At 36.1% G+C, this 25,606-nt stretch carries 20 protein-coding genes; 11 read left to right on the top strand and 9 right to left on the bottom strand.

Annotated features, from left to right (window positions below; translation table 11 throughout):
- Positions 1 to 98 precede the first annotated feature (98 nt).
- Positions 99 to 2,285 carry an OsmC domain/YcaO domain-containing protein gene (locus ESZ36_RS02430; RefSeq protein ID WP_146783022.1) on the top strand — a complete coding sequence of 729 codons (2,187 nt, stop codon included), beginning with the start codon at positions 99 to 101 and terminating at the stop codon, positions 2,283 to 2,285.
- 642 nt (positions 2,286 to 2,927) lie between these two features.
- A complete protein-coding gene (locus ESZ36_RS02425) occupies positions 2,928 to 4,307 on the top strand; it encodes an ATP-binding cassette domain-containing protein (RefSeq protein WP_146783019.1) in 1,380 nt (459 codons plus the stop codon).
- 249 nt (positions 4,308 to 4,556) lie between these two features.
- Here ESZ36_RS02425 and ESZ36_RS02420 read toward each other — a convergent pair whose 3' ends face one another.
- Positions 4,557 to 5,723, bottom strand: a complete 1,167-nt coding sequence (locus ESZ36_RS02420; RefSeq protein WP_146783016.1) for an alkene reductase — start codon at positions 5,721 to 5,723, stop codon at positions 4,557 to 4,559.
- Positions 5,720 to 6,160 carry a VOC family protein gene (locus ESZ36_RS02415; RefSeq protein ID WP_146783013.1) on the bottom strand — a complete coding sequence of 147 codons (441 nt, stop codon included), beginning with the start codon at positions 6,158 to 6,160 and terminating at the stop codon, positions 5,720 to 5,722. Before ESZ36_RS02415 ends, ESZ36_RS02420 begins: the two co-directional genes overlap by 4 nt.
- Positions 6,161 to 6,292: 132 nt before the next feature.
- Here ESZ36_RS02415 and ESZ36_RS02410 point away from each other — a divergent pair, with 132 nt between their 5' ends.
- The gene (locus tag ESZ36_RS02410; RefSeq protein ID WP_146783010.1) at positions 6,293 to 7,213 is read left to right on the top strand and encodes a LysR family transcriptional regulator; all 921 of its coding nucleotides are present in this window, start codon (positions 6,293 to 6,295) and stop codon (positions 7,211 to 7,213) included.
- 273 nt (positions 7,214 to 7,486) lie between these two features.
- Here the strand turns inward: ESZ36_RS02410 and ESZ36_RS22765 are convergent, their stop codons facing one another.
- The gene (locus ESZ36_RS22765; RefSeq protein ID WP_246128957.1) at positions 7,487 to 8,194 is read right to left on the bottom strand and encodes a PEP-CTERM sorting domain-containing protein; all 708 of its coding nucleotides are present in this window, start codon (positions 8,192 to 8,194) and stop codon (positions 7,487 to 7,489) included.
- A 566-nt stretch (positions 8,195 to 8,760) separates the two neighbouring features.
- Here ESZ36_RS22765 and ESZ36_RS02400 point away from each other — a divergent pair.
- On the top strand, positions 8,761 to 9,594 hold the full coding sequence (locus tag ESZ36_RS02400; protein ID WP_146783007.1) for a lipase family protein: 834 nt from the start codon (positions 8,761 to 8,763) through the stop codon (positions 9,592 to 9,594).
- A gap of 251 nt (positions 9,595 to 9,845) precedes the next feature.
- On the opposite strand, the gene ESZ36_RS02395 is transcribed toward ESZ36_RS02400, so the two are convergent.
- The 4 genes from ESZ36_RS02395 to ESZ36_RS02380 all read right to left on the bottom strand — a co-directional run bounded on the left by ESZ36_RS02395 (position 9,846) and on the right by ESZ36_RS02380 (position 13,718).
- Positions 9,846 to 10,184 (bottom strand): NirD/YgiW/YdeI family stress tolerance protein, encoded by a 339-nt coding sequence (locus ESZ36_RS02395; RefSeq protein ID WP_146783004.1) that lies wholly within the window; start codon positions 10,182 to 10,184, stop codon positions 9,846 to 9,848.
- A gap of 250 nt (positions 10,185 to 10,434) precedes the next feature.
- Positions 10,435 to 10,989: a PEP-CTERM sorting domain-containing protein gene (locus tag ESZ36_RS22760; protein ID WP_246128956.1), complete on the bottom strand. Its 555-nt coding sequence runs from the start codon at positions 10,987 to 10,989 to the stop codon at positions 10,435 to 10,437.
- 450 nt (positions 10,990 to 11,439) lie between these two features.
- Positions 11,440 to 11,982: a PEP-CTERM sorting domain-containing protein gene (locus ESZ36_RS22755; protein WP_246128955.1), complete on the bottom strand. Its 543-nt coding sequence runs from the start codon at positions 11,980 to 11,982 to the stop codon at positions 11,440 to 11,442.
- Between the two features lie 743 nt (positions 11,983 to 12,725).
- Complete coding sequence (locus ESZ36_RS02380; protein WP_146783001.1) at positions 12,726 to 13,718, bottom strand: helix-turn-helix domain-containing protein; 993 nt, start codon at positions 13,716 to 13,718, stop codon at positions 12,726 to 12,728.
- Between the two features lie 166 nt (positions 13,719 to 13,884).
- On the opposite strand from ESZ36_RS02380, the gene ESZ36_RS02375 reads away from it, so the two are divergent.
- The 5 genes from ESZ36_RS02375 (at position 13,885) to ribA (ending at position 19,272) form a co-directional block, all read left to right on the top strand.
- A complete protein-coding gene (locus ESZ36_RS02375; protein ID WP_146782999.1) occupies positions 13,885 to 14,157 on the top strand; it encodes a hypothetical protein in 273 nt (90 codons plus the stop codon).
- Positions 14,158 to 14,475: 318 nt separating this feature from the next.
- Positions 14,476 to 15,072 (top strand): hypothetical protein, encoded by a 597-nt coding sequence (locus tag ESZ36_RS02370; RefSeq protein ID WP_146782996.1) that lies wholly within the window; start codon positions 14,476 to 14,478, stop codon positions 15,070 to 15,072.
- Between the two features lie 676 nt (positions 15,073 to 15,748).
- Positions 15,749 to 17,086 carry a 30S ribosomal protein S12 methylthiotransferase RimO gene (gene rimO, locus ESZ36_RS02365; protein ID WP_425457370.1) on the top strand — a complete coding sequence of 446 codons (1,338 nt, stop codon included), beginning with the start codon at positions 15,749 to 15,751 and terminating at the stop codon, positions 17,084 to 17,086.
- Between the two features lie 193 nt (positions 17,087 to 17,279).
- Positions 17,280 to 17,966 (top strand): MaoC family dehydratase, encoded by a 687-nt coding sequence (locus ESZ36_RS02360; protein ID WP_146782990.1) that lies wholly within the window; start codon positions 17,280 to 17,282, stop codon positions 17,964 to 17,966.
- 709 nt (positions 17,967 to 18,675) lie between these two features.
- Complete coding sequence (gene ribA, locus ESZ36_RS02355; protein WP_170235765.1) at positions 18,676 to 19,272, top strand: GTP cyclohydrolase II RibA; 597 nt, start codon at positions 18,676 to 18,678, stop codon at positions 19,270 to 19,272.
- Between the two features lie 360 nt (positions 19,273 to 19,632).
- Here the strand turns inward: ribA and torS are convergent, their stop codons facing one another.
- On the bottom strand, positions 19,633 to 22,611 hold the full coding sequence (gene torS, locus ESZ36_RS02350) for a TMAO reductase system sensor histidine kinase/response regulator TorS (RefSeq protein ID WP_146782984.1): 2,979 nt from the start codon (positions 22,609 to 22,611) through the stop codon (positions 19,633 to 19,635).
- 52 nt (positions 22,612 to 22,663) lie between these two features.
- Here torS and torT point away from each other — a divergent pair, with 52 nt between their 5' ends.
- A complete protein-coding gene (gene torT / locus ESZ36_RS02345; RefSeq protein WP_246128954.1) occupies positions 22,664 to 23,734 on the top strand; it encodes a TMAO reductase system periplasmic protein TorT in 1,071 nt (356 codons plus the stop codon).
- 51 nt (positions 23,735 to 23,785) lie between these two features.
- Here the strand turns inward: torT and torR are convergent, their stop codons facing one another.
- On the bottom strand, positions 23,786 to 24,508 hold the full coding sequence (gene torR / locus ESZ36_RS02340) for a two-component system response regulator TorR (RefSeq protein ID WP_146782982.1): 723 nt from the start codon (positions 24,506 to 24,508) through the stop codon (positions 23,786 to 23,788).
- A gap of 239 nt (positions 24,509 to 24,747) precedes the next feature.
- On the opposite strand from torR, the gene ESZ36_RS02335 reads away from it, so the two are divergent.
- Positions 24,748 to 25,509, top strand: coding sequence for a TorF family putative porin (locus ESZ36_RS02335; protein ID WP_146782979.1), 762 nt, complete (start codon positions 24,748 to 24,750; stop codon positions 25,507 to 25,509).
- The last annotated feature ends 97 nt before the right edge of the window (positions 25,510 to 25,606 follow it).

Below are 25,606 nucleotides of genomic sequence, written 5' to 3'. Positions count from 1 at the left end.
ATGCAACTTTTCCAAGACTATTGCGGTAAAAAATCCGATAATTAGCGCCATAAAGCTCAATGCGCCTATTGGCCGTAAATAACAGTGGAAATAATTCAATGGAAATCAAAGTTAACTTTCTCGACAACCTTAGACTTGAAGCCAAGTTTGACGATTTTAGTGTCATCGCTGATCAGCCTATTCGTTATAAAGGAGATGGCTCAGCGCCAGGACCTTTTGATTATTTCTTAGCGTCATCAGCTATGTGTGCAGCATACTTTGTTAAGGTTTATTGTAATTCTCGTGATATTCCGACAGATAATATTCGTTTATCACAAAACAATATTGTTGACCCAGAAGACAGACATAACCAAATTTTTCAAATTCAGGTTGAGTTGCCGGAAAGTATTTCTGAAAAAGACAAAAAAGGTATATTAAGGTCAATTGACCGCTGCACCGTGAAAAAAGTGGTTCAGCAGGGGCCAGAGTTTAAAGTTGAGGCTGTTACCAGTCTTGAAGAAGATGCCCAAGCTATGTTGATGCAGCAACCTGATGACGGTGTTAGCACCTTTATTTTAGGTAAAGATTTACCACTAGAAGAAACCATAGCTAATATGTCAAAGCTATTGGCTGATCTTGGAATGAAGATAGAAATCTCTTCATGGCGTAATATTGTACCAAATGTTTGGTCTTTGCATATTCGTGATGCGGCATCCCCTATGTGTTTTACTAACGGTAAAGGTGCAACGAAAGAGAGTGCTCTTGCTTCAGCTTTAGGTGAATTTATTGAGCGCCTTAATTGTAATTTCTTTTATAATGATCAATTTTTCGGTACTGAAATTGCTACCAGTGATTTTGTGCATTATCCCAATGAAAAATGGTTTAAAGCGGGCGCAGATGATGCGCTACCCAATGATATTTTAGACGACTATTGTTTAGCTATTTACAACCCAGAAGATGAACTACGCGCTTCAAACCTGATTGATACCAACTCAGGTATGACTGAACGCGGTATCTGTTCAATTCCGTATGTGCGACAGTCAGATGGTGAAACGGTTTATTTTCCGTCAAATTTAATCGAAAATTTATTTTTAAGTAATGGTATGAGTGCAGGTAACAACTTACCTGAAGCGCAAGTACAATGTTTGTCAGAAATATTTGAACGAGCGGTTAAAAAACAGATTATAGCGGAAGAAATTGTTTTACCCGATGTACCTAAAGAGGTTATCGCTAAATACCCAGCTATTTTAGCAGGCATTGAAGGATTGGAAGCTCAGGGTTTTCCTGTGGTAGTAAAAGACGCTTCATTAGGCGGCAAATTCCCGGTAATGTGCGTTACCTTGATGAACCCAAAAACTGGTGGTGTTTTCGCCTCATTTGGTGCACATCCAAGTTTTGAAGTAGCACTTGAACGTAGCTTAACTGAGCTATTACAAGGTAGAAGCTTTGAAGGCTTAAATGACGTACCTAAACCTACATTTAATAGCATGGCAGTTACTGAGCCTGAAAATTTTGTTGACCACTTTATTGACTCAACGGGTGTTGTTTCATGGCGCTTCTTTAGTGCTAAGCACGATTATGAATTCGTTGAATGGGATTTTACTGGCACTAATGAAGAAGAAAATGCCGGCTTAATGAGCATTTTAAAAGACCTAGGCAAAGAAGTGTATATTGCTGAGTTTAATCAACTTGGTGCAACGGCCTGTCGTATTCTAGTTCCAGATTATTCAGAAGTGTATCCAGTTGAAGACCTTATTTGGGATAATACTAATAAGTCCCTAGACTACCGTGAAGATATCTTGAACCTTCATCGTTTAGATGATGAGGCATTAACAAGTTTGTTTGACCGTTTAGAAGAAAGCCAACAAGATAATTATATCGACATTCGCACTTTAATTGGCATCGAGTTTGATGAAAATACAGTTTGGGGCCAGCTAACTATTCTCGAATTGAAAATTCTTATTTGCTTAGCCCTAGGCGCACTTGAAGATGCGACTGAATTAGTTGGAGAATTTTTACAATACAACGACAATACTGTTGAACGCGGATTATTCTATCAAGCAATTCATGCAGTACTTGAAGTCACTTTAGATGAAGAAATGGAACTTGAAGATTATATCGGTAACTTCAATAGAATGTTCGGTGAAGAAAATATGGCAAGTGTTGTTGGCTCCGTTTTCGGCGAGATAAGGTTTTTTGGCCTAACTGAAACTAGCATGAAACTTGAAGGGTTAGACAAACACCAGAGATTGATTGAAAGTTACAAGAAGTTGCATCAAGCGCGAAAACTCGCTGCACAAAAGTAGCAGGTTGATCTGCTCAAAGGCTAATTTCAAGTGTTGTTATTAGCTTTTGAACAGTGTTTTATGGATATATGCGTTACTCATTAACATGTATGTTGCAGCGTTTATGAAACGTATCTAATCAGAAAATATCTGAAATTGAGCTTTAGCAATCAACACCGTAGCAGCGGATTATACTACTTATGCGGAACAAGCGAATGGTAGGTTTATTGGGAGTAAGCCTGTTGGGTCATATCACCCAATGTACATGAAAGATCAACAGGTTAGATTGTTAAAACAAAGCAAAGTATCGGATTCAGATAAAGCAGCAACGACTGAATAGATTAGAATGCTAATAGTGGACTTGTCGTAGTTCGATAAGTCCATTATATTCCACTTACTACACATTTTTCTTCTTATTACTCATAGATCAAGACAAGAGTTATCAACACGAAAACTAATCTGAATTTCATTTTAGATTTTTACGCCTAATTTTTGCAATGTGAAGATCAACCCCGTTTATTAGATGAATATATTGAATTCTCAGTATACAATTTACCGGTTAAAATAAAGCTGTTGATAGCGCATGTAAACCAAGGTTATCATTATATTTAATGCTATAAATCTATCCATTTTATTAAACTTCGAGTTGAGCCTAACGATCTTATGATAAACATTACAAATTTTGAGCACACCAAGTTGGCGATTAAAAGCTGGCAAATACTTGAAAATGAAAGCTGGTGTGTTTTGGGTCGAAATGGCTCTGGAAAACAATACCTTGATCAGCTTCTAACGGGCACGTTACAGCCTGACTCGGTAGGTGAATTTAAAATACCCCATGCAGATAAAGTTGGAATGGTTTCTTTTGAAAGCCAACAAGACGTTTATGAGCACGAATTAAAAATGGATGCTTCAGACTATACCGATGCCAATGATATTGGTACTAAAGCTAAAGACTTTTTACCCAAAGATAAACTTAATGATGACCTGATCAGTGAATTTGGTTTGAGCCATCGACTTGAAAGTGGTTATCGTCAGTTAAGTACTGGTGAGGGGAGAAAGCTCCTAATCTTACAGGCTATATTTAATGGTGTAGAGCTCTTGGTATGCGATAACCCATTTGATAGCTTAGATGAAGCTTCCTGTGTCGCCTTGTCAAATGCACTAGAACGATTATCGAAAACAGGCATTACTGTTTTACTGATGTTAAATAACAGACAAGATATACCCGTATGGTGTAACAATATTGCCTTTATTGAACGAGGACAGTTTGATGTTATTGGTAAGCTTGAAACTGATGAAACCAAGCGGCAACTTGATGCTTTGTTAATGCCGATATCTGACAATGTTAGTTGGCCTACTAACATGCAAGAGCTGTGTGACTTCAAGCACGATTACCTAGTAAAACTATGTAAGGGCAAAGTTCAGTACAAAGGAGTGAGCGTTTTTGAAGATTTAGATGTTCACATTAAACCATTGCAGCATACCTTGATCACAGGTCCTAACGGCAGTGGTAAGTCTACCTTAATGCAGTTAATTACAGGGGATTGCACTCAATGTTATAGCAATGATATTCATGTTTTAGGTTATAAAAGAGGCTCAGGTGAAAGTATTTGGGAACTCAAGAAAGACATGGGTATTGTCAGTGCAGAGTTACACCGACAATATCGCGTAAACGGCGATTTATTAACGGTTGTGCTTTCTGGTTTTTATGACTCTATTGGTCTTTATCAACAACCTGAACAGCATAAAATAGAAATTGCGCGACAGTGGTTAGAAAAAATAGGCTTATTGGCGCATCAACAGAGTTCTTTTCGAAGTTTAAGTTATGGAGAACAACGGTTAGCTTTAATCGCTAGAGCTTTGGTTAAATCTCCGTATTTATTGATTCTAGATGAGCCGACACAAGGTTTAGATGAGCTTAATCGACACAGAGTACTTAATTTTTTAGAGCACTTAGCCGAACAAAAGCACAGTACCATGATGTTAGTTAGTCACCGTAAAGATGAGTACCTGTCAATTTTTGAGCAGCATATAAAATTGTAAGTTTGATCATTAAATAATTTTATTGCTCACATGGCGTTTAGTTAAGTTCATTGATTCTGTATTTTTGTAGTATTTCGGTCGTATTGTTCTCCCGTTTATAATAATGCTTCGAACAAATAGAGGCGTTATACGGGCTAATGCATGCACTAGGCAGTTTCAAAATGAGTATCAGTTAGCGAGAAAGTTAAGAGAGTAATAGCTCCCTTAACTTATGCCCTAATGCTATTAGAATCACAGGGTAATATTCGTTTAAGTGGTTATAGCAATATTTCCGCTAGTGTTTTTTGTGCAATCATTGTTTTCCTCAATTGAAATCTGATCTGAATAACTTGGATAGTCGGTATAACCACGTGTGCCTCCGCCAAATAATGTTGACGGATCAGTAATTTCGTTTAATGGCAAATCATGTTTAAAACGATACGGTAAATCAGGATTCGCCAAGAACTTACGTCCATAAGCGATGAAGTCTACTAAACCTGAATCGATTAATTCAGCGCCTGTTTTTGCTGTGTAATTACCAGCAACAATAATACCGCCGTTAAAATTTTCCCGTAAAGCATGTCTAAATTCAACACTGACTACCGGTGCATCATCCCAATCCGCCTCAGAAAGGTGAATGTAAGCTAAACCCAAATCATTAAAGTTCTTACTAGCAAGTAAAATGGCATCAATTGCTTCAATATCATGCATACCACGTTGCGTAATAAATGGGGCAAGACGAATGCCGACTTTATTTGCTCCAATTTCATCACTCACCGCTTCAATAACTTCCATAACAAAGCGTAATCGATTAGTGATTGAACCACCGTATTCATCGTCACGTTTGTTTGAACTACGACGTAAAAACTGATCGATCAAATAGCCATTTCCACCATGAATCTCAATGCCATCAAATCCTGCTTCTATGGCATTTCTTGCAGCGCGACGATAATCTTGAATAATATCCTTAATATCTTGTTTGGATAATTCACGTGGAGTGGGACAATCGACCATGCGTCCTACACCATCTTCACCTACTACCCATACTTGTGCATCAGGCGAAATTGCAGAAGGCGCAACAGGCAACCCATCAGCATGAAAGGAGGCATGAGACATTCTTCCTACATGCCATAACTGAGAGATAATTCGGCCGCCTGTTTGATGTACCGCTTGGGTTACCTTTTTCCAACCAGCGACTTGTTCAGTGGTGAAAATACCTGGCGTAAATGAATAGCCTTTTCCTTGAGAAGATATTTGTGTTGCTTCAGTAATAATAAAGCCTGCGCTGGAGCGCTGCGCATAATATTTTGCCATTAAGTCCGTTGGAGTATCACTAGGCTGAGCAGTACGTGAACGTGTCATTGGCGCTAAGACAATACGATTTTTCGCTTCAAAGGTACCTAGCTTCTTTGCGTTAAATAAAATTGAGTTTTTCATAATATTTTACCTCCTAAAAAGTTAAAGTTTTCATTAGTTTCATATACAAGTGTTTGTTTTTTTTCTGTTAGTTCCTGATGTTCATCAAGTGGAAAAAGCATTTCTACCGTTAAGACATCAGGGCCAGTAATAAATAGCTGTCGTTCGTTTGAAATAGGCATAACTTTTTCGGTATAGAAGTAAGCACTATTATCAAGTCGTTTTAGTAATGCGTTGTAATTAGCTCCTTCAAGCGCAACATGTGCAATTGATCCATTACCAAAAGATGAAAAGGCTTGTTCTGCAATATGTATTAGCGGTTTATCATCGCTATAAATCCATAGACCATTAAATGGAAAAGGTGGTCGTTTTCCTTCGTGTAAACCAATCAGATCTACCCAAAAACACTCCATTGCTCTAAGATCTGTTGTTAGAACTAATACGTGATTAATATTCATGTAATACCTTCTTAAATGCTCACCATGCGTTTTGTTAATGAAATAATAGGTCTTGCTCATAAACAAAACAATTGTCATAATTATTGAAACATTGTTTTCTATTACGGAATAATATGAGCGGTATAAGACGATATGGATAAGCTTGGTGATATTGATTTGTTTGTACGGGTTATAAAAAATGAAGGCTTAGCAGCAGCAGGTAGAGAGGTTGGGCTTTCACCGGCAAGAATGACTGCGCGGATAAATGGTTTAGAAGAAAGGTACGGCGTTCGATTGTTAAACCGTACAACTCGTCGGATCTCACTTACCGATGAGGGGCGTAAATTTTACGTTTCATGTGAGCGTATTTTAGCTGAAGTCGAGCAGGCTGAAACATCATTACAAACGGGCCAAACTAGTTTTACTGGTGCACTACGTATAACAGCGCCATCTGATCTTGGTCAACAACACATAGCACCGGTGTTATCAAAGTTTGTAGAAGAACATCCTGGTATTACACCATACCTCTACCTTTCTGACAGTGTTGTAGACCTGGTAGGAAACGGTTTTGATTTAGGCATCCGCTTCGGCAGTTTAAAAGATAGTACGCTGATAGCACGTCGATTGGCGAGTAATCACCGAGTATTGTGTGCTTCACCCGATTATTTGAAACGTAAAGGCATACCAGTGCGACCTGAAGAGTTAACACAGCATGATTGTTTGACCATGGTACGTATGGCTGAGCCACTAACTACTTGGCATTTTCAAAGTACGGATGGTAACAGTTCAATTTCAATTAAAGGGACGAGAGCGTCCAATGACGGTGCGTTGATTAGGCGCTGGGCGATTGAAGGGGCAGGCATTGCATTAAAATCATATTGGGATATTGCAGATGATCTAAAAGCTAAACGTTTAGTGACGATTATGGATAATTACCAATACGATTTTAATCGGACAGGAACCACTGGAGGGGCTGATCTCCATGTTATATACCCGAATAGAAAGTTCATTTCACAGAGAACTACCGCGTTTATTGAAGCATTGAAGCAGCATTTCTATTCAGTAGACAGTTAATTTATTAAACTAATGACTAATTTTTTCTTAGTCTCGTTGAAATATCTGTTAAAGAACAACCATAGCAAAGGCATATCAATTGGAGTAAAGGCGGCTAATTAGATTTGATGACGATGGAAATACTTGTTGAGTCTATTGAGTCATCAAATGCTGGTTTAGGCTGGTCATAGGTTGATAGGTGTATTTCAGGTAAAAAAAAGCACCAGTATGAATGGTGCTTTATGATTTACTCATTTTACTAAGTAATAAATAGAAATTTAAACAAATTGATTACTATTTTTTATTCGCTAATGAAGAGCGACGTGACGCTAAACCCATAATGCCTAATGCGAAGATAGCAAGAGTTGTAGGCTCTGGAACTGAAGTTCCACTTGTAACCCAGTTAGCTTGGTTAATGATATAATCGGTAGTTCCATTTTCATGGTAAAACGAATCATAGCCGCCAATTATTGCTCGACCTGCACCGAAAGAGGCTGTTGCCAAGTTACAATTACCGCTATTATTATCTAAATGACATGTCCAATCAGAAGATAGTGCTGTTATCGACATATGTGTATTACTAAAAAGAGCGTTACCAAAAAAATCATCATAAGTTGCTAAGTTATTAGATGTATTTTGCTCAGTAATGGTAAAACCCGTATTTGTTAAATCGCCAATTTCTCCTGGTGCTTCGAAAATTAATCCGCCACCTGCTTGAATAAATGGTAGTAGCACAGTATCCCAATCTAAATTGAATGAGCCAGTCCCTCTCCAACCAACCATTAATAGATCATATGAGCCTAATTGAATAGAAGATAATGCATTAAAACCAGTAGCGTTCATTTCAGTAACTGTGCCACCTTGCGCAGCAATTGTAGCATTCGCATCTGCTTGCCCTTGAGAATCTGATGTATATATTATATTTATCAATCCCGCATTCGCAAAACTACTAACAGATAAAACTAGACCAGCAACAGCCGCTTTCAACATTTTAATATTCATTATACTTCCTTAATAATACATTCCTGAGAATGGAAATTTATTTTTAGTTATTGTTATTGTTATTGTTATTGATGGTTAAGCATTAATTGTGCCATGTATTATAAAGCGATTTTTTTCAATGAGATACGATGGGCTGATAATGTTTGAATTCAATAGTGTAAAATAGATAGACACATGTACAATTATAACTTGTTGTTATCCTGATAGTTTATTCACATTTACTTAACAAGTGAAACTACCTCCATCCAAGAAAACACTTTTGTTTTCCACACGTACTAAAAGCCTAGCTGTATAGCTTTTGTTAGAAAGTAATTTAACAGCAGAAGTTCTTACTATCAGCACTATACTTTCTGTGTATGCTTTTTGTACTGTCATGATTTTATGCTACTTTTAATATAATAAAATAATGGCTAAGGCCTCGGGTAAATATTTTATGCTTGATGTCACTACTCAGCATTGATACGTAATAAATATTAGCTATTTAGATACAAGGTATACTCTGTTAACTAAGACTTGTTATGAATGCTATATTGTAGAATATACAGTTAGTCTTAAGGGAGCTAGTTATGAATTATTACGATAAATTTGAAGGGATAAGCCAAAAGGAATCTTACGACGAAAAAACATCATTGTCTTTAGCAATAGCTTGTGATTTGGCCTACGAAAAAGATGAAAATAAAATAGCTTTGATAGTCGAGAGTTGGGGATATCAATTTGATGGTGTAATTGAAATTGTAAAGAAACCTGATATAGATACTCAATGTTATGTAATGTCGAATGCAAATAATATTGTAGTGGTTTTTCGAGGTAGTGATTCTTTAAAAGATTGGTTCGCAAATTTTCAGGCTGTTTATGACCCTGGGCCCTTAAAAAATACTAAGGCTCATGAAGGTTTTCAAGACTCTCTATTTCCAGCAGTTATAGGAATTACTAACCTGCTAGATAGTGTGTTATCGAAAAATAAAAAAATATGGATCACAGGGCATAGTCTTGGTGGCGCGTTAAGCTCTCTTTATGCAGGTATGTTGATAGAAAATAAATATAGAGTATATGGAATATATACCTTTGCCAGCCCTAGGCCTGGGAATGAAGCTTTTAAGGCAGGATTAAATAATAAAGTTATAGGCCCTCATTTTAGAGTCGTAAATTTTGGTGATGTTGTTCCTCATATACCTCCTGAACCATTTTATAGCCACCCAGGTGCTCGGGTAATACTGAAAGAAGAGGTGAGAGAGCATTCTGATGAATCATGGTTCTCTCAGAGAATAGAGGCGCTAAGAGTATTTATTTCTAATGCAGCTGAAACCCTAGATGTTGCTGATAATCATAGACTTAGTTCTGACGAAGAAAGTTACATACCTAGACTATTAAAAGATTTAGAAAGATCTGATAATGAATAAATATTTCAAGAATAAAATCAGACGATTTTATCGCTCTATATTTTGGATATTGAGTTCTCCTTAATTGACGGAGGAAACTGACAATCTTAGTTGTTTACTAAAAAATAGGATATTTACAAGAACGAAACGAGAAAACTATAAACCAACTAACTGAAGAAATAATGCAAAGAATTACGATGTAAGTTTAAAGCCTATAGAATCAAAAAAGCACCAATTAATGGTGCTTTTTGATTCTGACTTTAGTTGTGTATTTATTTCGCTAATTCTAAATATTCAGCTTCTAAGCTCGTCGTTGTCCAGTCGCTGTCTACTTCAGCAGTAATTCTAACCTTATCATCAGATGATATTTTTATATTTCTAAAGTCTTCATCATCAATTTCTATTTCTACTTCACCACTATCATCTTTAAAAAGGTAAAGTTCATTCTTCAATTTTTTAACTAAATGGCCTTCTACTATCACTCTACTGTCGTCTGATAATTCAATCGCATTTTTAATTGTTGTAACTTCAGCTGTACCGCCTTCGCCTATAAACTCAGCATTAGCAGTTAATGATAATAGTAAAATAGTGCCGATTAATAATCTTTTCATTCTAGACTCGTTATATGTGTTAGTTAAGATGTGAGTATTATATATGTAACAAGTCTGTAGTCTGTATCAAGGTGTATGTGGTTTGTTTTTAATTGTAATTAGCGGTTTTTATTTAGCGATATGCCTAATGTTGGTACTTAATTAAGAGGCTAGTCATGAAAGGCAGGCAATAAAAAGCACCAGTATGAATGGTGCTTAATGATTTACTTATATTTAGTGGGTAAATCGGGGGCTAAAATAGCTTCTATTGCTATTTTTTGAATCTACGTGCTGCTAAGCCCATAATACCTAATGCGAAAATTGCAAGGGTAGAAGGTTCTGGAACTTGAGTAAAACCTGATTCTGTATAACTACCATCAAGATTACCTGTTCTCGTTCCTATTAAACTGGCATCCCCTGTAATATTTAATGTATAAGGGTTTGAAGGATTTTCTGCATTAACGTGAAGAAAACCCACCTCACTATTTGATACTGCAAATTCACCATTGATTAAAGCGTAATACCCTACATTTAAATTAATAGATATAAAAGAGCTCAGCCCAGCTCCATCATCGTCATCATTCTCAATAAATGCACCTAATACACCAGCTGAACTCGAAAATAGAAGATTCATTTCAGGATCATCTGTCGAAGTAAGAGTTATTTCAAAAAGACCTGCTGTTAACACTTCAAAAAAGGTGTGGTCTAATGTGGAGTTTGCTCCATCACTTTCAATAGCCCCGTTGACAATCAATCCTGCATTAGCAAAACTACTAACAGATAAAACTAATCCAGCAATTAACGCTTTTAACATTTTTATATTCATCGTATTTTCCCTTGTAATATATTCCTGAGAATAGAAATGGACTTTTAGTTATTGTACCTTTGATAAGCATTAATTGAGCCAGCTATATTTATTTCTTTATTTTCAATAATATAGGTGTGTTTTTGTTGAGTTAAACATCAAAAGTGTAAAGTTAAGTGACACTTAGATAATTATAAATTTTCCAGTTTATTGTTTACAATTATTTATCAAATGCTATTGGTTTTAGTATAATCCTATGCTGTAAAAATATCCTTAGCACCAATTCCTAGTAATAAAGTGAATTTTCAGTCAAAGCATTTATAACACTGTGAGTCAGCGTAATTATTAATAGTGACCATGGAAATAGTTTAGTGATATTCACAGATTTGAGGCAATAAAAAGCACCAGTGAATGGTGCTTTGTATTTTACTAATTTTCAATAGTTAGAAAGTTGTATGAAAAATTAGCTTATTATTTTTTGAATCTTCGTCCAGCTAAACCCATAATACCTAATGCGAAGATGGCAAGGGTAGATGGCTCTGGTACGTCAATTGATACACCAGGAGCAATATCGGTATAGGTAGCTATAAGGTTACTGTCTTCACCATAAAAGCTAACGTTGTATATATCACGAGAACTACAACAATCGGTACGGCCAAATATCTGTATAGAAGAAAGATCTTGCAATGAATCAAAAGTCACCGTAAGTGTAGAGCCCTTAAATTGTTCGTGAAAAATTTGCCCTAAATTATAATTACCTAAGGTAATACCGTCTATAGCTTTTTCAGGTCCACTGATTGCTGACCATTGATGAGGTGCCGTTGCGGTTGCAAAACCAGTAAGCGCCACATCATTATTAAACATATCATTTGCGATAACTTCACCAACTTGCAGCCAGTCGCCTTTCGCGTTAGTTATTTCTAAATAACTAACATTAATAAGACCAGCATTAGCAATACTACTAACAGATAAAATCAAACCAGCAATTACTGCTTTTAACATTTTTAAATTCATTATGTTGCCCTTTATAATACATTTCCGAGATCTGAGAATAGAGTAGAATTGTATTTTTGGTTGTTATATCTATATTAAGCATTAATTGAGCCAGATAAATTTAATTGTTTGTTTTCATTGTGATGTATGTGAATTGAATATGTATGATTCTATAAGTGTAAAATAAATGGACACTTTGATAATTGTAATTTTTTGATTTATTACATTTATTAATATTGGTTTTACAAGTACGATTATTACTATCTAAGAAAACATCACTGTCTAATCCCGCGAATTAAACAACTGCTTTAGTGCTAACTCTAAGTATTATTGAGTGTGCAATAAAAGCAGTTAAATCGCCATTTATGATGCTGCTTATTTTATTAATAAAAGGCGAGTAAAAGCATCAGTAACATTACCGTAATAAAATATAGAGCAAGTCGAGACAACCATGACAGTGAACAATTCGACCCGCAAACACCAAAGAAAAGCAGTAACTCTGCTGAAAGCCAAACAACCACGTTAGATATTCCCTCTAAAATAATTGAAGCGCAGTATCAATAAGTTTTTACATAAAATGCAGATTCAAATCGCGTTGTAAAGATAGGGATTGTCTCTCAAGGATGCCTAAGCTAATTAAACTGTTGCTTCATAGCGCAAACCCTCTTCCTATTAATTCATATTCAAATCTTACCTAATCCAAGTACTACCAATACGCCTAAGTAGTTTATTACTTGTTTCACCAGTAATTTCAATGTGTTTTTCTAATGGTACTTTCGCCAATGAAGCGGCGTAACACTCTCGTGTATTTTGAAAAAGCGAACAAAGGCTTCTGAAGAATTAAATGCTAAATGACATGCAATTTCATTAATTTTGTATGAGGTAGATTGGAGTTGTTCTTTAGCAAGGATAATACGGGTACTCGCAAGTATTTTAGAAAAATTAGTATTAAGTTTTTTAAGTTTGAGTTGAAGCATTCTTGGGTTAGTACCAAGAATTGAAGCAACATGTTCAATAGACACATCACCTGAATATATAATCATTTTTATAGTACTTTGGGTAAGTGAATCTGTAGTCACGTTACCTAATATTTCGCTATAGGTTTTCACCATTTCTTTATTTTTATCAACCTTCATTGATAGTTTTTTAAAAAGTAGTGATGAATCGAATTCAATAGCATTGAGATTTTGGTCGAAACTCACAGGAGTGTCATAAATACTAAAGTTTTTACAGGATCTATTGTTATTGGTACCCGAAACTAAGAATTTTTTTGGTTGCCAATTACCCTTTGAAACTTTTGACATGACAGCATTCCACATAACGAGTATTACTAACTTATAGACGGTGTTATCAGTATTACTAAGTATTGGTAACTTTATGTGATATGAGGCTATTCTACCTTGTTTTGCTAGTGCCAATTCAGGACCAGAGCCTTGTTCTTTGAGTAGCGCATTAAAAACCAAAGTCAGCGTATATAAATTGTCTTGCTGGACTAACGCCAAAACTTTCGCATCAAACCTATCCCACTCGTATTGCTCGACAAACGTTAAAACGAAAGTGTATGACCCTAACTCATCACAAGCTCTATTCAGTAATTTTATTAAATCAACAAGCGGCAAGTTACGTTCATTCGTGCTTGCCTTTTTTGGGTCGATGTTATATTCCGCAAGATATCTATATGGGTTCAATTCATGAATCTTAGCGGCTTCAATAAAGGCTGATAATGTCGGCGTAAGCGTTAAGTAAGTTGGTTCCATTTTAAGGCTCAGATTGAAAGTTTATTAAGTTAATTAATAGTACACATGTTCGTGAAATATCAATTTATGTTTTTATACGGATGTATTATTTAACACATAGAGAGATGAACGATTTATCGTGACGAGTTGATTACAGTATAGATGAGACTAAGAAGGAGTGAAATTTATGTTATTAAAAACAATGGAAAATAAGTGGACTGGATTAGGTATCGAAGATTGGTTTGTTTCTGTTCACCATTTTAGCTCAAGTAAACTTGCAAGCAAGCCATCAACATTAACTGCTTTTGTTAGTTATTGTGAAGGTAAAGATATTAGAGGTGAAAATGTTCAGACAGTAAAAAGAGCATTGAAAGTTGCATGTTATGTTTCTGAAGGAATAGGACCTAGCGATGCTATAAAAATTGCATGGAGAAGATATCCCTTAGTCGTCAGGTATTAAGGTGATAAAGCTTTATCAGCTTACGTATTGAATAATTGAGCTAAGGGATAATAAAGGTTGAAAGTACCGGCGTAAGCGTTAAGTAAGTGGGTTCCATTTATTATGTCTTTCAAGGAAGTACCTCAATATATATTTTCTAAAAATCAGATGGAGCTGGATGGTCGGTCAGAACATTCAGGTGCATCTGAGGGTAATATGAAACAAGGTTATCAATTAGTATGCCAGTTAAGTGTTATTTCTAGAGTGGATTCATTACACTAACGCCGATTAATGAAAATTTAGGTTGGATAAGTTTAGGGTTAATTAATGAGAGGGTGTATGACTAATAGTAAAGTTATGGTTTCTGCTCGGATGATAAAAACGATATTAAAGAGCATTGTTTTAACTATAATCACTATAGTTTTGATTGCTAAATTTTTCCTTGCGAGCTTTTTAGGATTGTTTGGCTATTCAGCGGTGGCGCTCGGTGATTTACAAAAGCTCACTACTTCAAAACAAATCGTAGATAGAATGAAAACTCGCCATCAAGCTAAGAAAGTTAATGCAACGAAGAAGTTTTATAAAAGAGCAGGAAAGAAGGTTAGTGCAACAGCAGTATCAGCAGCAACACTGGGTACTGTAGCTGTGGTTGGAACATTAACTTATCTAGAAGTGAGTCAGTACTGCGAAGAGCAAAAAGAACTTATTGATGATGAAAATATATTATTCTCAACTAACGAATCATTTGATAACGAAGCTTGCCTCAAAAGAGCTAAAAATGACTCAGTAGCAATTACTACTGAGGCAATAGAGGCGATTAAGGTCGGTGTGGTCAATACCGCGACTCCAATAATTGATGGTGCCAATGATTTGCTTGAGCCAAGTAGAAAAGAATTGATAAAGTTTTTTGAGTACATTGATGACACCATCAATTAATAAGCCTCGACAGACTTAAAACCGACCCATTATCTAATCGTTAACCTCTTTTCTAAGATCGGAGAGTATTTAGCTCTTGTTCGAGCTTAATCAGTGCGCTTAGATAGCACTTGCTACGCCCTAATAATATTTGACTAAATTGCTGCTTAGAGTGGCATCAGTTATTTTCATTAAGTTGCTGGTAAACATCAGTTAAAATCATGTTACCTCCTAGGGAAGTACTACCCATATTTATACATATTGTGTTTTATTTATCTTCTAAGGCAGAAATTACATTATTCTTGTGAAGTGCTGAACGGTTGATTTTCGCATGGTTAAAGTCGTCAAGAGACAACAAGAGGCAACAAGAGGAAACAAAGCAAAACCGTTAGTCCATTAATTATCATTAATGCCCATTACCACTATAAGCTTATTTCCTGTATAATCCCGCGCATTAAACAACTGTCCTATCAAACATTCTGAGTTTGCAATAAAGGCAGTTAAATCACCATTTATGACGCTGCTCCTTATTAGATAAAGCACCAGTTTCACAATATAGAGTTAGTTGAGAAAACACATGACCGTAGAACAATTCGACCCGCAAACACCTAAGAAAAGCAGTAACTCTGCTGAAAGCCAAACAACCACGTTAGATATTCCATCTAAAATGATTGAAGAGCAGCATCAAGCTGTTGTTATGGCTAATAAAGACTCAAATCGCGCTGCAAAGGTAGGCTTCGTAAGTCTCGGTTGTCCAAAAAACTTAGTGGACTCAGAGCGTATACTTACGCAACTTCGTACTGAAGGTTATGATGTAACCAATAGCTACGATGATGCGGAATTAGTGATTGTAAATACCTGTGGCTTTATTGATAGCGCAGTACAAGAATCTTTAGATACCATCGGTGAAGCGTTAGCCGCAAATGGTAAGGTGTTAGTTACTGGGTGTTTAGGTGTTAAGAAAGATGAAATCATTGAACTCCACCCTAACGTTTTAGGTGTTACTGGACCTCATGCATACAATGAGGTGTTAGCTCAAGTACATGAACATGTTGCGAAACCTGAACATAATCCGTTTATTGATTTAGTGCCTCCACAAGGGGTTAAATTAACGCCTAAGCATTACGCTTACTTAAAAATATCAGAAGGCTGTAACCACCGTTGTACGTTCTGTATTATTCCATCAATGCGTGGCGATTTAGACTCTCGACCAGTGGGTGATGTATTAGGTGAAGCAAAACGCTTAGTTGATTCGGGTGTGAAAGAGTTATTAGTGATATCACAAGACACTTCTGCTTATGGTGTTGATGTTAAACATAAGACTGATTTTTGGGATGGAATGCCGGTTAAAACTCACATGCAGCAATTATGTGAAGAATTAGCGAAGCAGGGCGTTTGGATACGTCTTCACTATGTGTACCCCTATCCACATGTGGATAAAATCATTCCATTAATGGCGGAAGGTAAAATACTGCCATATTTAGATATTCCTTTTCAGCATGCGAACAAACGCATATTAAAACTAATGAAACGTCCTGGTAGTTCAGATCGTGTATTAGAACGCATTGCTAAATGGCGAGAAATTTGTCCTGAGTTAGTGATTCGTTCAACCTTTATTGTTGGTTTCCCAGGTGAAACTGAAGAAGAGTTTGAAGAGTTATTAGACTTTTTAGAAGAAGCTCAACTTGACCGCGTAGGCTGTTTTAAATACTCGCCAGTTGAAGGTGCTACGGCGAATGATTTACCTGATCATGTTTCAGATGAAGTGATGGAAGACAGACTTCAGCGCTTTATGGAAGTACAAGCCAAAATCAGTGCAGATAAACTACAAGCACGTATTGGCCAAGAATATTTAATCTTAATTGATGAAGTTAACAGCCTTGGTGCGGTAGGGCGTTCATATATGGATGCACCAGAAGTTGACGGTAAAGTTTATTTGTCGGATGATTATGATGCAAAACCAGGCGACCAAATATGGGTACAAATTATTCATGCTGATGAGCATGATGTTTGGGGTGTTCGCGTAGAAGAATAACCCTTTTAAGTTAGGCTTAACTCAGCTTAAGCCTAACTATTATTGCCACTTGTACTATTGAAATACTCCAAAGCCGAGTTGATCTATACAGAATGGATTCACTTTAATAATTTATTGATGTTGTAGTGGTATAGTTACTTTAAACACTCACAGAAAATAAATTTAGGTATCAAGATATTGATAAGGCTACTATATGAAAGTTATAGCGTTTATTAGAGAAAAAAGAAAAAATTTGCAACACCAAAATGATCAATTTATTGCCAAATTAGAACCTAAGTTTAAAAACTTGTCAGATCTATTTAATAATAAAATCACAATGCCTTTTAGAAATACGCTAAATAACCCTTGGTTCTCTCAATTTAGCCCTGTTGATGCGGAAGAAAGTAAACCCGAGGAGGTATTGATACAAGTACCACAAGCAGAAAAAACCTACAAAAGCCTGCTTGAAAAAATCGATACAGTAACGTTTGTAGGTGATTGGCATGAAGTAGAGCAAGAGTGTATTGATCAATTTGCAGAAGTCACAGGTGATAAACAATGGATTCATACAGATCCTATTCGTGCAGCGAAAGAGTCACCCTTTAAAGCGACAATAGCACATGGGTTTTTAACCTTGTCATTAATTCCCAAGTTAACTAATTCAGTAGATTTAGATAGTAACCCTTATCCAGAAGCAAAGATGGTTATTAATTTTGGTTTGAATCAAGTGCGCTTTCCTTATCCGGTTAAAGCGGGTACTCGTGTTAGAGCTAGCATTAAATTAGTTAACTTAGTTCCTATGAAGCGCAGTATCGAAGTTGTTAATGAGGTAAGTATTGAAGTTGAAAACAGTAAGCGTTTAGCCTGTGTGGCCGAAACCGTTTTACGTTTATATTTTTAGTCCTTTTTAATAACAGTCTAAAGCTTGCAATAAATTATATACATCGAAATGGCAAACAGAGCGTTCTACCTCGGGTACAAACTATTGATGCCGATGAAAATGATATTTGGGACGCTCGAGTAAAACCCTAGTGCTGATTTAATTTTAATGACTCATTAGCGGATATAAAGAAACTCAACATAAGTTAGGCAATATGACTTGAAACGATTAACCGTTTCAAGTCACTCCATGCGACTGTCCAAAAGTAACATCTTTCTTTAAGGTCAATGCTATAGCTTACACTTTCATTGGCGACACTAATCCACTGGTGCTTTTTTTTTCACTTTCTTAGATTGTTTAGCTAACAATCCTATCCTTACGATTCGATATTACTGGCAGACAATATATAAAATTTAAGCAAGCTTTTGCCAAAGACCTCAAGCTTGAATTGATTAATCCTAAAGCAATTATTTACGTCTTAACCTTGTATTTAATTTTTTCATCCTCATTTTCAGTGTATCCAATGTATTTAGTTTTATCCGCAATAACGTTTTGTATTACTACTTTTGTTGTTATATCAACTTGGCCAATGTCTAGTTCTATTGTTAGAACTCAGTGAGACAATGAAAAGTAAATATGGGATAAAACTTATTTTAGTTTCGTTACTGCTTTATATGGCAGCGAGCTTAATCGATTTAATCAGGTTATAAATATGAAGTTAAATGAAAACATATCCGCAATAAGAGCACGGGTAAAATTAAGTATAAAAGATGATATTCCGGCAGAAATCATCAGCTTTACTGGTCTTGTTGATGATAAAGAACATATTGCAATAGTGTTTAATAGCGCAGACAAACAACAGAAATCCCCTTTAGTGAGAGTTCATTCTGAGTGTTTGACTGGCGATCTTTTCCATTCTTCTCGATGTGATTGCGGTGAACAATTAGATGAATCGATTAACATAATGAAAAATAATGGCGGGGTAATTTTATACCTGAGACAAGAAGGGAGAGGTATAGGTTTATATAACAAACTAGACGCTTATCTTTTTCAAGAGCAGGGGATTGATACCTATGAGGCAAATAGAAAACTAGGATTCAATGACGATGATAGAAACTATGATGACGCAATAAATATGCTTAAAGCGCTGAATGTTTCTAGTGTACATCTATTAACCAACAATCCATTAAAAATAGAAGCTATTGGAAAAGAAATAATTATCGAGTCAATTCAAAATACCAAAACCTATTTGAAAAAAGATAATAAAAATTATCTTTTAGCTAAATACGAATTATCAGATCATCAATTGGAAGCGTCATTAATTTAAGGGTATCAATGTTAAATTATACCTATCTAATTGATGTTAATCAGTTAATCAGTTAATCAGTTAATCAGTTAATTAGTGAGTTATTAGTAAACTTGAAAGCTAATGGCATGCTTTCACTTGGTGAGAATAATGACATTTAGTTAGATAGCCGTTGAAGTATTCTTGTAAACGCTTTGTGATGGAGTGAATAACTATTAGTTTATTATTAACTTCATCGGAAGCTATTTTACTAAGCATAGCAATCACAATACCAGTAAGCTCTTTTAGTCTTAAAGTGACTTCCAATTACAGCGATTAATTATCCTTTATAGTTATTAACTTCAGGGGAGGTGATCCTCTGCTGTCCAAATAATTTAGACACTAAACACTCTTAAGGCTTAGCGCATATTGCTGAAGAGATCCCTTCGATAATTGAGTTAATTCGTCAATCACAAGTAGTTGTGAAGCCGCTAGTTTATTATCTTCAGTGCTGATTTCAAGTTTGTGACAAAGCTGATGTAATCGAACCAAGCCTAAACCGATGGCAGCACCTTTAAGCTTATGTAACTTTGATTTTTGATCGATGGCCGATAAACTTGAAAAATCACTGTATTCGGTATTTATTTGTTGGCAAAATAGCTGAGTAAGTTGTATTACTTTATCATTACCTAAATACTCAATATCTTGATTGGGAATATTTGCATCAAATAATAAAAATTCACTAAGGCCCTGATTCTCAATTAGGGAGTCCTCATTAGCTGGAACAGCGACAATTACTTCAGCTATTTCAAGGCTCTGTTCAATTCCATTTTCAGTTCCCTGATTAACTAAACTTTCAACATTAAACATTACTTTGGCGATGGCTGGTTTTAATTTTTTCATTTGCACTGGTTTGGCAACAAAACCATCAAAACCTGACTTTATAAATTTAGCGATATCTTCATTAAAAACATGGGCAGACACAGCGATAGTCTTGAAGGGCGTCTGTTTTTCTTTAGCAATAATCTTGAGTTGTTGAGATAAAGTCACACCATCAATATCAGGTAGATTGATGTCGAGTAAGGCTAAATCAAATCGATTTTTGTGCATATACTTCAGCGCGCTAGTACCATCTTTGGCGGCTGCTACTTTATGACCCAACTTCTCAACCAAGGCGCAGGCGACATCAAGGTTAATTTCATTATCTTCAACAATGAGTACTTGATAACGTTGAGATAACGTTTGTGATGGCGAAAATAATACTTGCTGCGCGCTAATGGCTTCTGCTGAAGCTCGAGCTAATGGAATAGTAAAAGCAAAACAACTCCCACGATTTTCTTCACTTTCAAGGGATAAAGTACCTTGCATAGCACTAACAAGTCGCTGGCATATTGCTAGCCCTAAGCCTGTACCTACAGCACTTTGAAGATTATCTACCTGAGTAAACGCCTGAAAAACATCATCTTGCTTATCTTTAGCAATACCGCAGCCGGTATCAGTCACTGAAAATATTACCTCTGAACCTTCGGTATTGCTTTCATCATTAACATCTATTGATAAAACAATACTGCCCCGTTGAGTAAATTTAATGGCATTATTAATCAAGTTTATTAATATTTGTCGCAACTTACCTAAATCAGCAACGCGCCAGTTTTCAATATTTCCGTTTTTTTCAAAGTGCAATTGCAACGATTTATTTTGCGCTCTTGCTCGCATTAAATGTACGACATCTTCGCCTAACTTAGCTAAATCAATGGCGCGGTAAGAAAGCGCTATATGGCCAGCTTCAATCTTAGAATAATCAAGAATATCATTCAAAATATCTAATAAACTTTCTCCTGAATATAAAATAGTTTGAGCATATTTTTGCTGCTCTAACGTGAGATGAGTATCGGTTAATAACTCTAATGTGCCGATCATGCCATTCATGGGGGTACGTATTTCATGACTCATGCTCGCTAAAAAAACTGATTTAGCTCTATTAGCTTCGTCAGCTTGCTGCTTTGCTAAGGCATGCGCCTTAGATTCATTGTTCAGCTTTTCATTGGTAAACCTTAGCTCTTGCGTTCTAACACTTATCAATTGCTCAAGGTTTTCTTTATGCAAACGTAATTCTTGCTCAGTCTGTAGTTGCTCATACTCAAGCTGTTGCTTTTTAATCGCATGTTCGCGAAAAACATCGAGCGCTTCAGCTAAATTCTTTAACTCTTCATCATTTGATGACTCAACGGTGATCTCTAGATCACCCGCTGCTAATTTTTCTATTGCGTCAGTATGTTTTTGCAACTTAAAAACAATACCTTGATAAACTACTTTCCACATCACAAAAATAATGACAATAAGTGATAATAAAGTCGTAATTAAAAATACGTTCTGAGACCAAGAAACCAATTTCTGATGTTGTTGACTGGTTTTTTTAGCTAACTCACCCTGTTTTTCAACCAGAGACAATATCCCTTGGTTTAATTGCGTCAATTGATTGGAAATATGCTGATGTAGCAAGCTTTGTTTTTGATTTAACTCAATGGCTCTTTGTTGATTAACAAGTAAGTTATCAAATAAATTAAGCTTATTCAGTGCGACACTGGCCAAGTTAACTCTGTAGGGATCAGTAATCGAATCCACTAAGTTTGATATCAGTAACAAGTGTCTATTTTTATTTTGGGCTAGCTCATTAAGTTGCTGGTATTGTTTTGTTGTAATCACCAAGTTAGCAATTTGTTCTAACTCTAATGCGTGACGCTCCAACGCAGCCATCTTATCAAGTAAGTTAAGGTCTTCATCAATAATTAAATCAATGTCTTTTTTTGCTTGTTGCAGTTTACTTTTCTGTTCAATTAAATCATAAAGCCCTGACAAGCGAACTAGCGCAAAGGTACTCGCGTTGGCTACTTGTGATTGAGATAAGACAGAAATCTCATGAACCGAAGTTTTTACCACATTAAAAGCTTGATCAAGTTGTTGTTGATTAGTGATTTTATTTTTGGCGTAGACATCAAGTTGTTCAATGCCTTGATTAATCTCTTTCTTTAAATTAATTAACGAGGACAAACTTTTCTTGTTGAGATCGAGTAACGTAAGGGCAGTAAATTTATCTTCAACCGCTAAATGTAGCAATGTTAGTGTCTGACTTATTTCTTGGCGCTGATCTTCATCGGTGACATTTTTTAATAATGTCGTCTTATGGGTGATCTGCAAACTAAGGTTTGCTAATTCTCTTGCACTTGAAAGCGTAGGTAATGTTTGTTGAGTAATGATATCACCAGTGCTGGCAATAAGGCTGAGGCCGTTCCAAGCAACAATACTAACAAACAGCAGTAAACCCGCAACAAAGCTAAAGGCAAATAATAGTTTGTTACCTATACTTCGACGAAAGTGCAATGTAATATCCTCTTTTACACGACCCGTGTATTAATTTTAAATAGAGTTTTTTGTGAAAATACTTTTAATGTTTCTACTAATTATTATTCATTGTTTATTGCTGTTACCAACTGCAACTGCAGCTAATCAAGATCAGTTAAATAACAAACGAGCAACGAGTACTATACCAGTAAGCGACCTATCTGTAGGTAAAGTATCGGCAGGTAAAATTAAATTATGTGCGGTCTACCCTCATCTAAAAGATTCTTATTGGCTCAGCATTAATTTTGGCATGACTGAACAAGCAAAACAAAGATCAATTGAATTAAAAGTCCTAGATGCCGGAGGCTACCAGAACAAGGATGAACAGTTAAGACAAATTGAGCAATGTATTCACTGGCAAGCAAGTGCAATATTAGTCGGTTCGGTTAATTTTGAGGCATTAAATCAGAAACTTGCACAAGTTAACCAGCATACGCCAGTTTTTGCCTTAGTAAATGAAATAGCCACTAAGAATATTAGTGGCAGAACCGGAGTTTCCTGGTATCAAATGGGCTATCAGTTGGGGGAATATCTGGTTAAGCACCATAAAAATCACTTCAATGCGACACCAGCAAAACTTGCTTGGTTCCCTGGGCCTAAAAGGGGAGGAGGCAGTTTACAATCAACTAAAGGTTTACAAGCTGCACTCGTAAATAGTCTTATTGAAATAATAGCCATTGAGCATGGCTTAAACGAGAAGATAACTCAGTTTTCGTTGTTAAAAGACACTTTAAAAAAATATAACAATATCGATTATTTAGCGGGCAATGCCGTGATGGCTGAAATGGCAATAAATGAAGTAGGGGGATTACCTAAAGGGCAACAACCTGAGATCCTAAGTCATTACCTTAGTCATGGCGTTTATCGTGGTATTAAGCGTCATAAAATTTTAATGGCCAATTCAGATCAAATGGTACTGCAAGGAAAAATGGCCATTAACCAAGCCGTTGATTACTTACAAACAGGGAAGGTGAAAGTTTTGCAAGCACCTGAAATAATCACGATAGATCAAGAAACTATACATAAGCTAAATACTGGATTGTCGTTATCTCCAAGTAACTTTAAGCCTACTTATAGTGTTAAGGTTAATGAGGTAAAGTAAGCGCTAGCAGTATTTTAACTTGGTAATTGATTGCATTAAATAATTACCAAGTTAGGTAACATCAGCGGCGAATAAATAGCCTTCACCATGAATGGTAGTGAAAATCTGCGGGTCTTTCGGGTCATCTTCTATTTTATGACGTAAACGTCGAACAAGCACATCGATGGTTCTATCATTGGGGGCATCAACTCTGTGCTCAATTAAATTAAGTAATCGATCGCGGCTGAGTACACGGCTCGGGTTCGCAACAAAAGCCACTAAAATATCGTATTCAGCTTTGGTCAGCTTTATTGGAATATTATTTTTGAGCAACTTTCGTTTTGGAATATCAAAGCTGCATTGACCAAAATGAAATAAATCATCATCTTCCTCATCTTCCAGAGCTATGACAGACTTTTGCTCCGTTAAAGATATGCGCCATAAGATATTTTTAACGCGAACTAACAGTTCTCTTAGCTCAAAAGGCTTAGTGACATAATCATCAGCGCCCATTTCTAAACCAATAATTTTATCGATAGAGTCTGTTCTTCCCGTCACTAGCACAATGCCAATGTTCGAATGACTACGCAGGTTTCGAGTGATCATCAAACCATCTTCATCAGGCAGATTAATATCTAACATGACTAAGTCAATGTGATGATTTTCCAGTACCACCATCATTTGCGTTTTATTTTCAGCTTCACTGACCCGATAGCCGGCATGTTGAAAATAACCCACCAGTTTGGCTCGCGTTATCGCTTCATCTTCTACCACTAAAATATGTTTATCGTTCAAGCTTTGTTCCTATCCGACTGTTATCAGAAGTAAACCAACACCACCAAGTAACAGACTATCAATAAGTCATACCAAATCAAATAATTTTCGCTGAGTGAGAAAAACTGAATTGAATTGGTATTTATGCATTTTTACATATTGTGTTCATTTAACCACACAATGCTGTTCATAACTGAGCGATACAATAACGCCATCAAAAATAGTTTATCTGATTTATATCAATCTTGGAGTTCTAAGTTATGAATAAAGTAATAAAAACAGCAAACCGCGTATTAATTGGCACAATGTTACTATCTTGCCCTTTTTTAGCAAGTAGCGAACAAAGTAAAGAAGAACTATTTAATGGCACCTTCAGTGGCTCACTTGAAATGGCAACAGACTACGTCTTTCGTGGTGAGTCTGAAGTTGCTGATGGCGATATTCCAGCCATTAAAGGTAGCTTTACCTGGACTCATGAAAATGGTGTTTATGCTGGCGTATTTGGCGCAACCAATAAATTTGAATCCTCCCCTGATATTAGAGCCGTACTAGCGCCCTATATTGGTAAATTTGGTACTTTTGGTGACAGTGATATTAGTTACAATGTTTTTGTATTTCACTACACCTATCCAGGCGTAGAAGATATGGACTATACCGAACTTTGGATGACGGTTGCTAAAGACTTTGGTCCTGTGAAAATAGAGCTTGAAGTAACTCCAACCCTAAATGATTGGTTTGGTGTTGATGGCTGGAGCGGTATTAACTACGCTGTTCATCCGAGTAAAACGTTTGATAATGGTATAAAACTTTCTGGCTCTATTGGTTATCAAGAACTATCAGGAGAAGGTGCTGAAGGTTGGACTCATTGGAACTTAGGTTTAAGTAAAAACGTTTATGGCCTTAATGTTGATGTGCGTTATCACGACTCAGATGTAGATAGCTCACATAAAGTTTATGGCTCTGAACAAGGCCAAAGAATCTTCGATGAACGCTTTGTTTTTAGTGTTAGCAAAAGCTTTTAGTCACCTTTTTTAACCATTTACTTAAAGTCATTTTCTTTAAATAAATGGTTTTAAGTTAGCTAATTTAAGTAACTTAGTTTAAGTGACTTAGCTTAAG

This window comes from Colwellia demingiae (assembly GCF_007954275.1).
In the GTDB taxonomy this organism is placed as follows: domain Bacteria; phylum Pseudomonadota; class Gammaproteobacteria; order Enterobacterales; family Alteromonadaceae; genus Colwellia; species Colwellia demingiae.
The sequence above is the reverse complement of the archived record's forward strand: the minus strand, read 5'-3'. Positions and strand labels throughout refer to the sequence as shown.

Excerpts from the sequence above, each read along its gene's own strand:
- ESZ36_RS02430 (WP_146783022.1), top strand. The coding sequence starts at position 99 with ATGGAAATCAAAGTTAACTTTCTCGACAACCTTAGACTTGAAGCCAAG.
- ESZ36_RS02425 (WP_146783019.1), top strand. The coding sequence starts at position 2,928 with ATGATAAACATTACAAATTTTGAGCACACCAAGTTGGCGATTAAAAGC.
- ESZ36_RS02420 (WP_146783016.1), bottom strand. The coding sequence starts at position 5,723 with ATGAAAAACTCAATTTTATTTAACGCAAAGAAGCTAGGTACCTTTGAA.
- ESZ36_RS02415 (WP_146783013.1), bottom strand. The coding sequence starts at position 6,160 with ATGAATATTAATCACGTATTAGTTCTAACAACAGATCTTAGAGCAATG.
- ESZ36_RS02410 (WP_146783010.1), top strand. The coding sequence starts at position 6,293 with ATGGATAAGCTTGGTGATATTGATTTGTTTGTACGGGTTATAAAAAAT.
- ESZ36_RS22765 (WP_246128957.1), bottom strand. The coding sequence starts at position 8,194 with ATGAATATTAAAATGTTGAAAGCGGCTGTTGCTGGTCTAGTTTTATCT.
- ESZ36_RS02400 (WP_146783007.1), top strand. The coding sequence starts at position 8,761 with ATGAATTATTACGATAAATTTGAAGGGATAAGCCAAAAGGAATCTTAC.
- ESZ36_RS02395 (WP_146783004.1), bottom strand. The coding sequence starts at position 10,184 with ATGAAAAGATTATTAATCGGCACTATTTTACTATTATCATTAACTGCT.
- ESZ36_RS22760 (WP_246128956.1), bottom strand. The coding sequence starts at position 10,989 with ATGAATATAAAAATGTTAAAAGCGTTAATTGCTGGATTAGTTTTATCT.
- ESZ36_RS22755 (WP_246128955.1), bottom strand. The coding sequence starts at position 11,982 with ATGAATTTAAAAATGTTAAAAGCAGTAATTGCTGGTTTGATTTTATCT.
- ESZ36_RS02380 (WP_146783001.1), bottom strand. The coding sequence starts at position 13,718 with ATGGAACCAACTTACTTAACGCTTACGCCGACATTATCAGCCTTTATT.
- ESZ36_RS02375 (WP_146782999.1), top strand. The coding sequence starts at position 13,885 with ATGTTATTAAAAACAATGGAAAATAAGTGGACTGGATTAGGTATCGAA.
- ESZ36_RS02370 (WP_146782996.1), top strand. The coding sequence starts at position 14,476 with ATGACTAATAGTAAAGTTATGGTTTCTGCTCGGATGATAAAAACGATA.
- rimO (WP_425457370.1), top strand. The coding sequence starts at position 15,749 with ATGGCTAATAAAGACTCAAATCGCGCTGCAAAGGTAGGCTTCGTAAGT.
- ESZ36_RS02360 (WP_146782990.1), top strand. The coding sequence starts at position 17,280 with ATGAAAGTTATAGCGTTTATTAGAGAAAAAAGAAAAAATTTGCAACAC.
- ESZ36_RS02335 (WP_146782979.1), top strand. The coding sequence starts at position 24,748 with ATGAATAAAGTAATAAAAACAGCAAACCGCGTATTAATTGGCACAATG.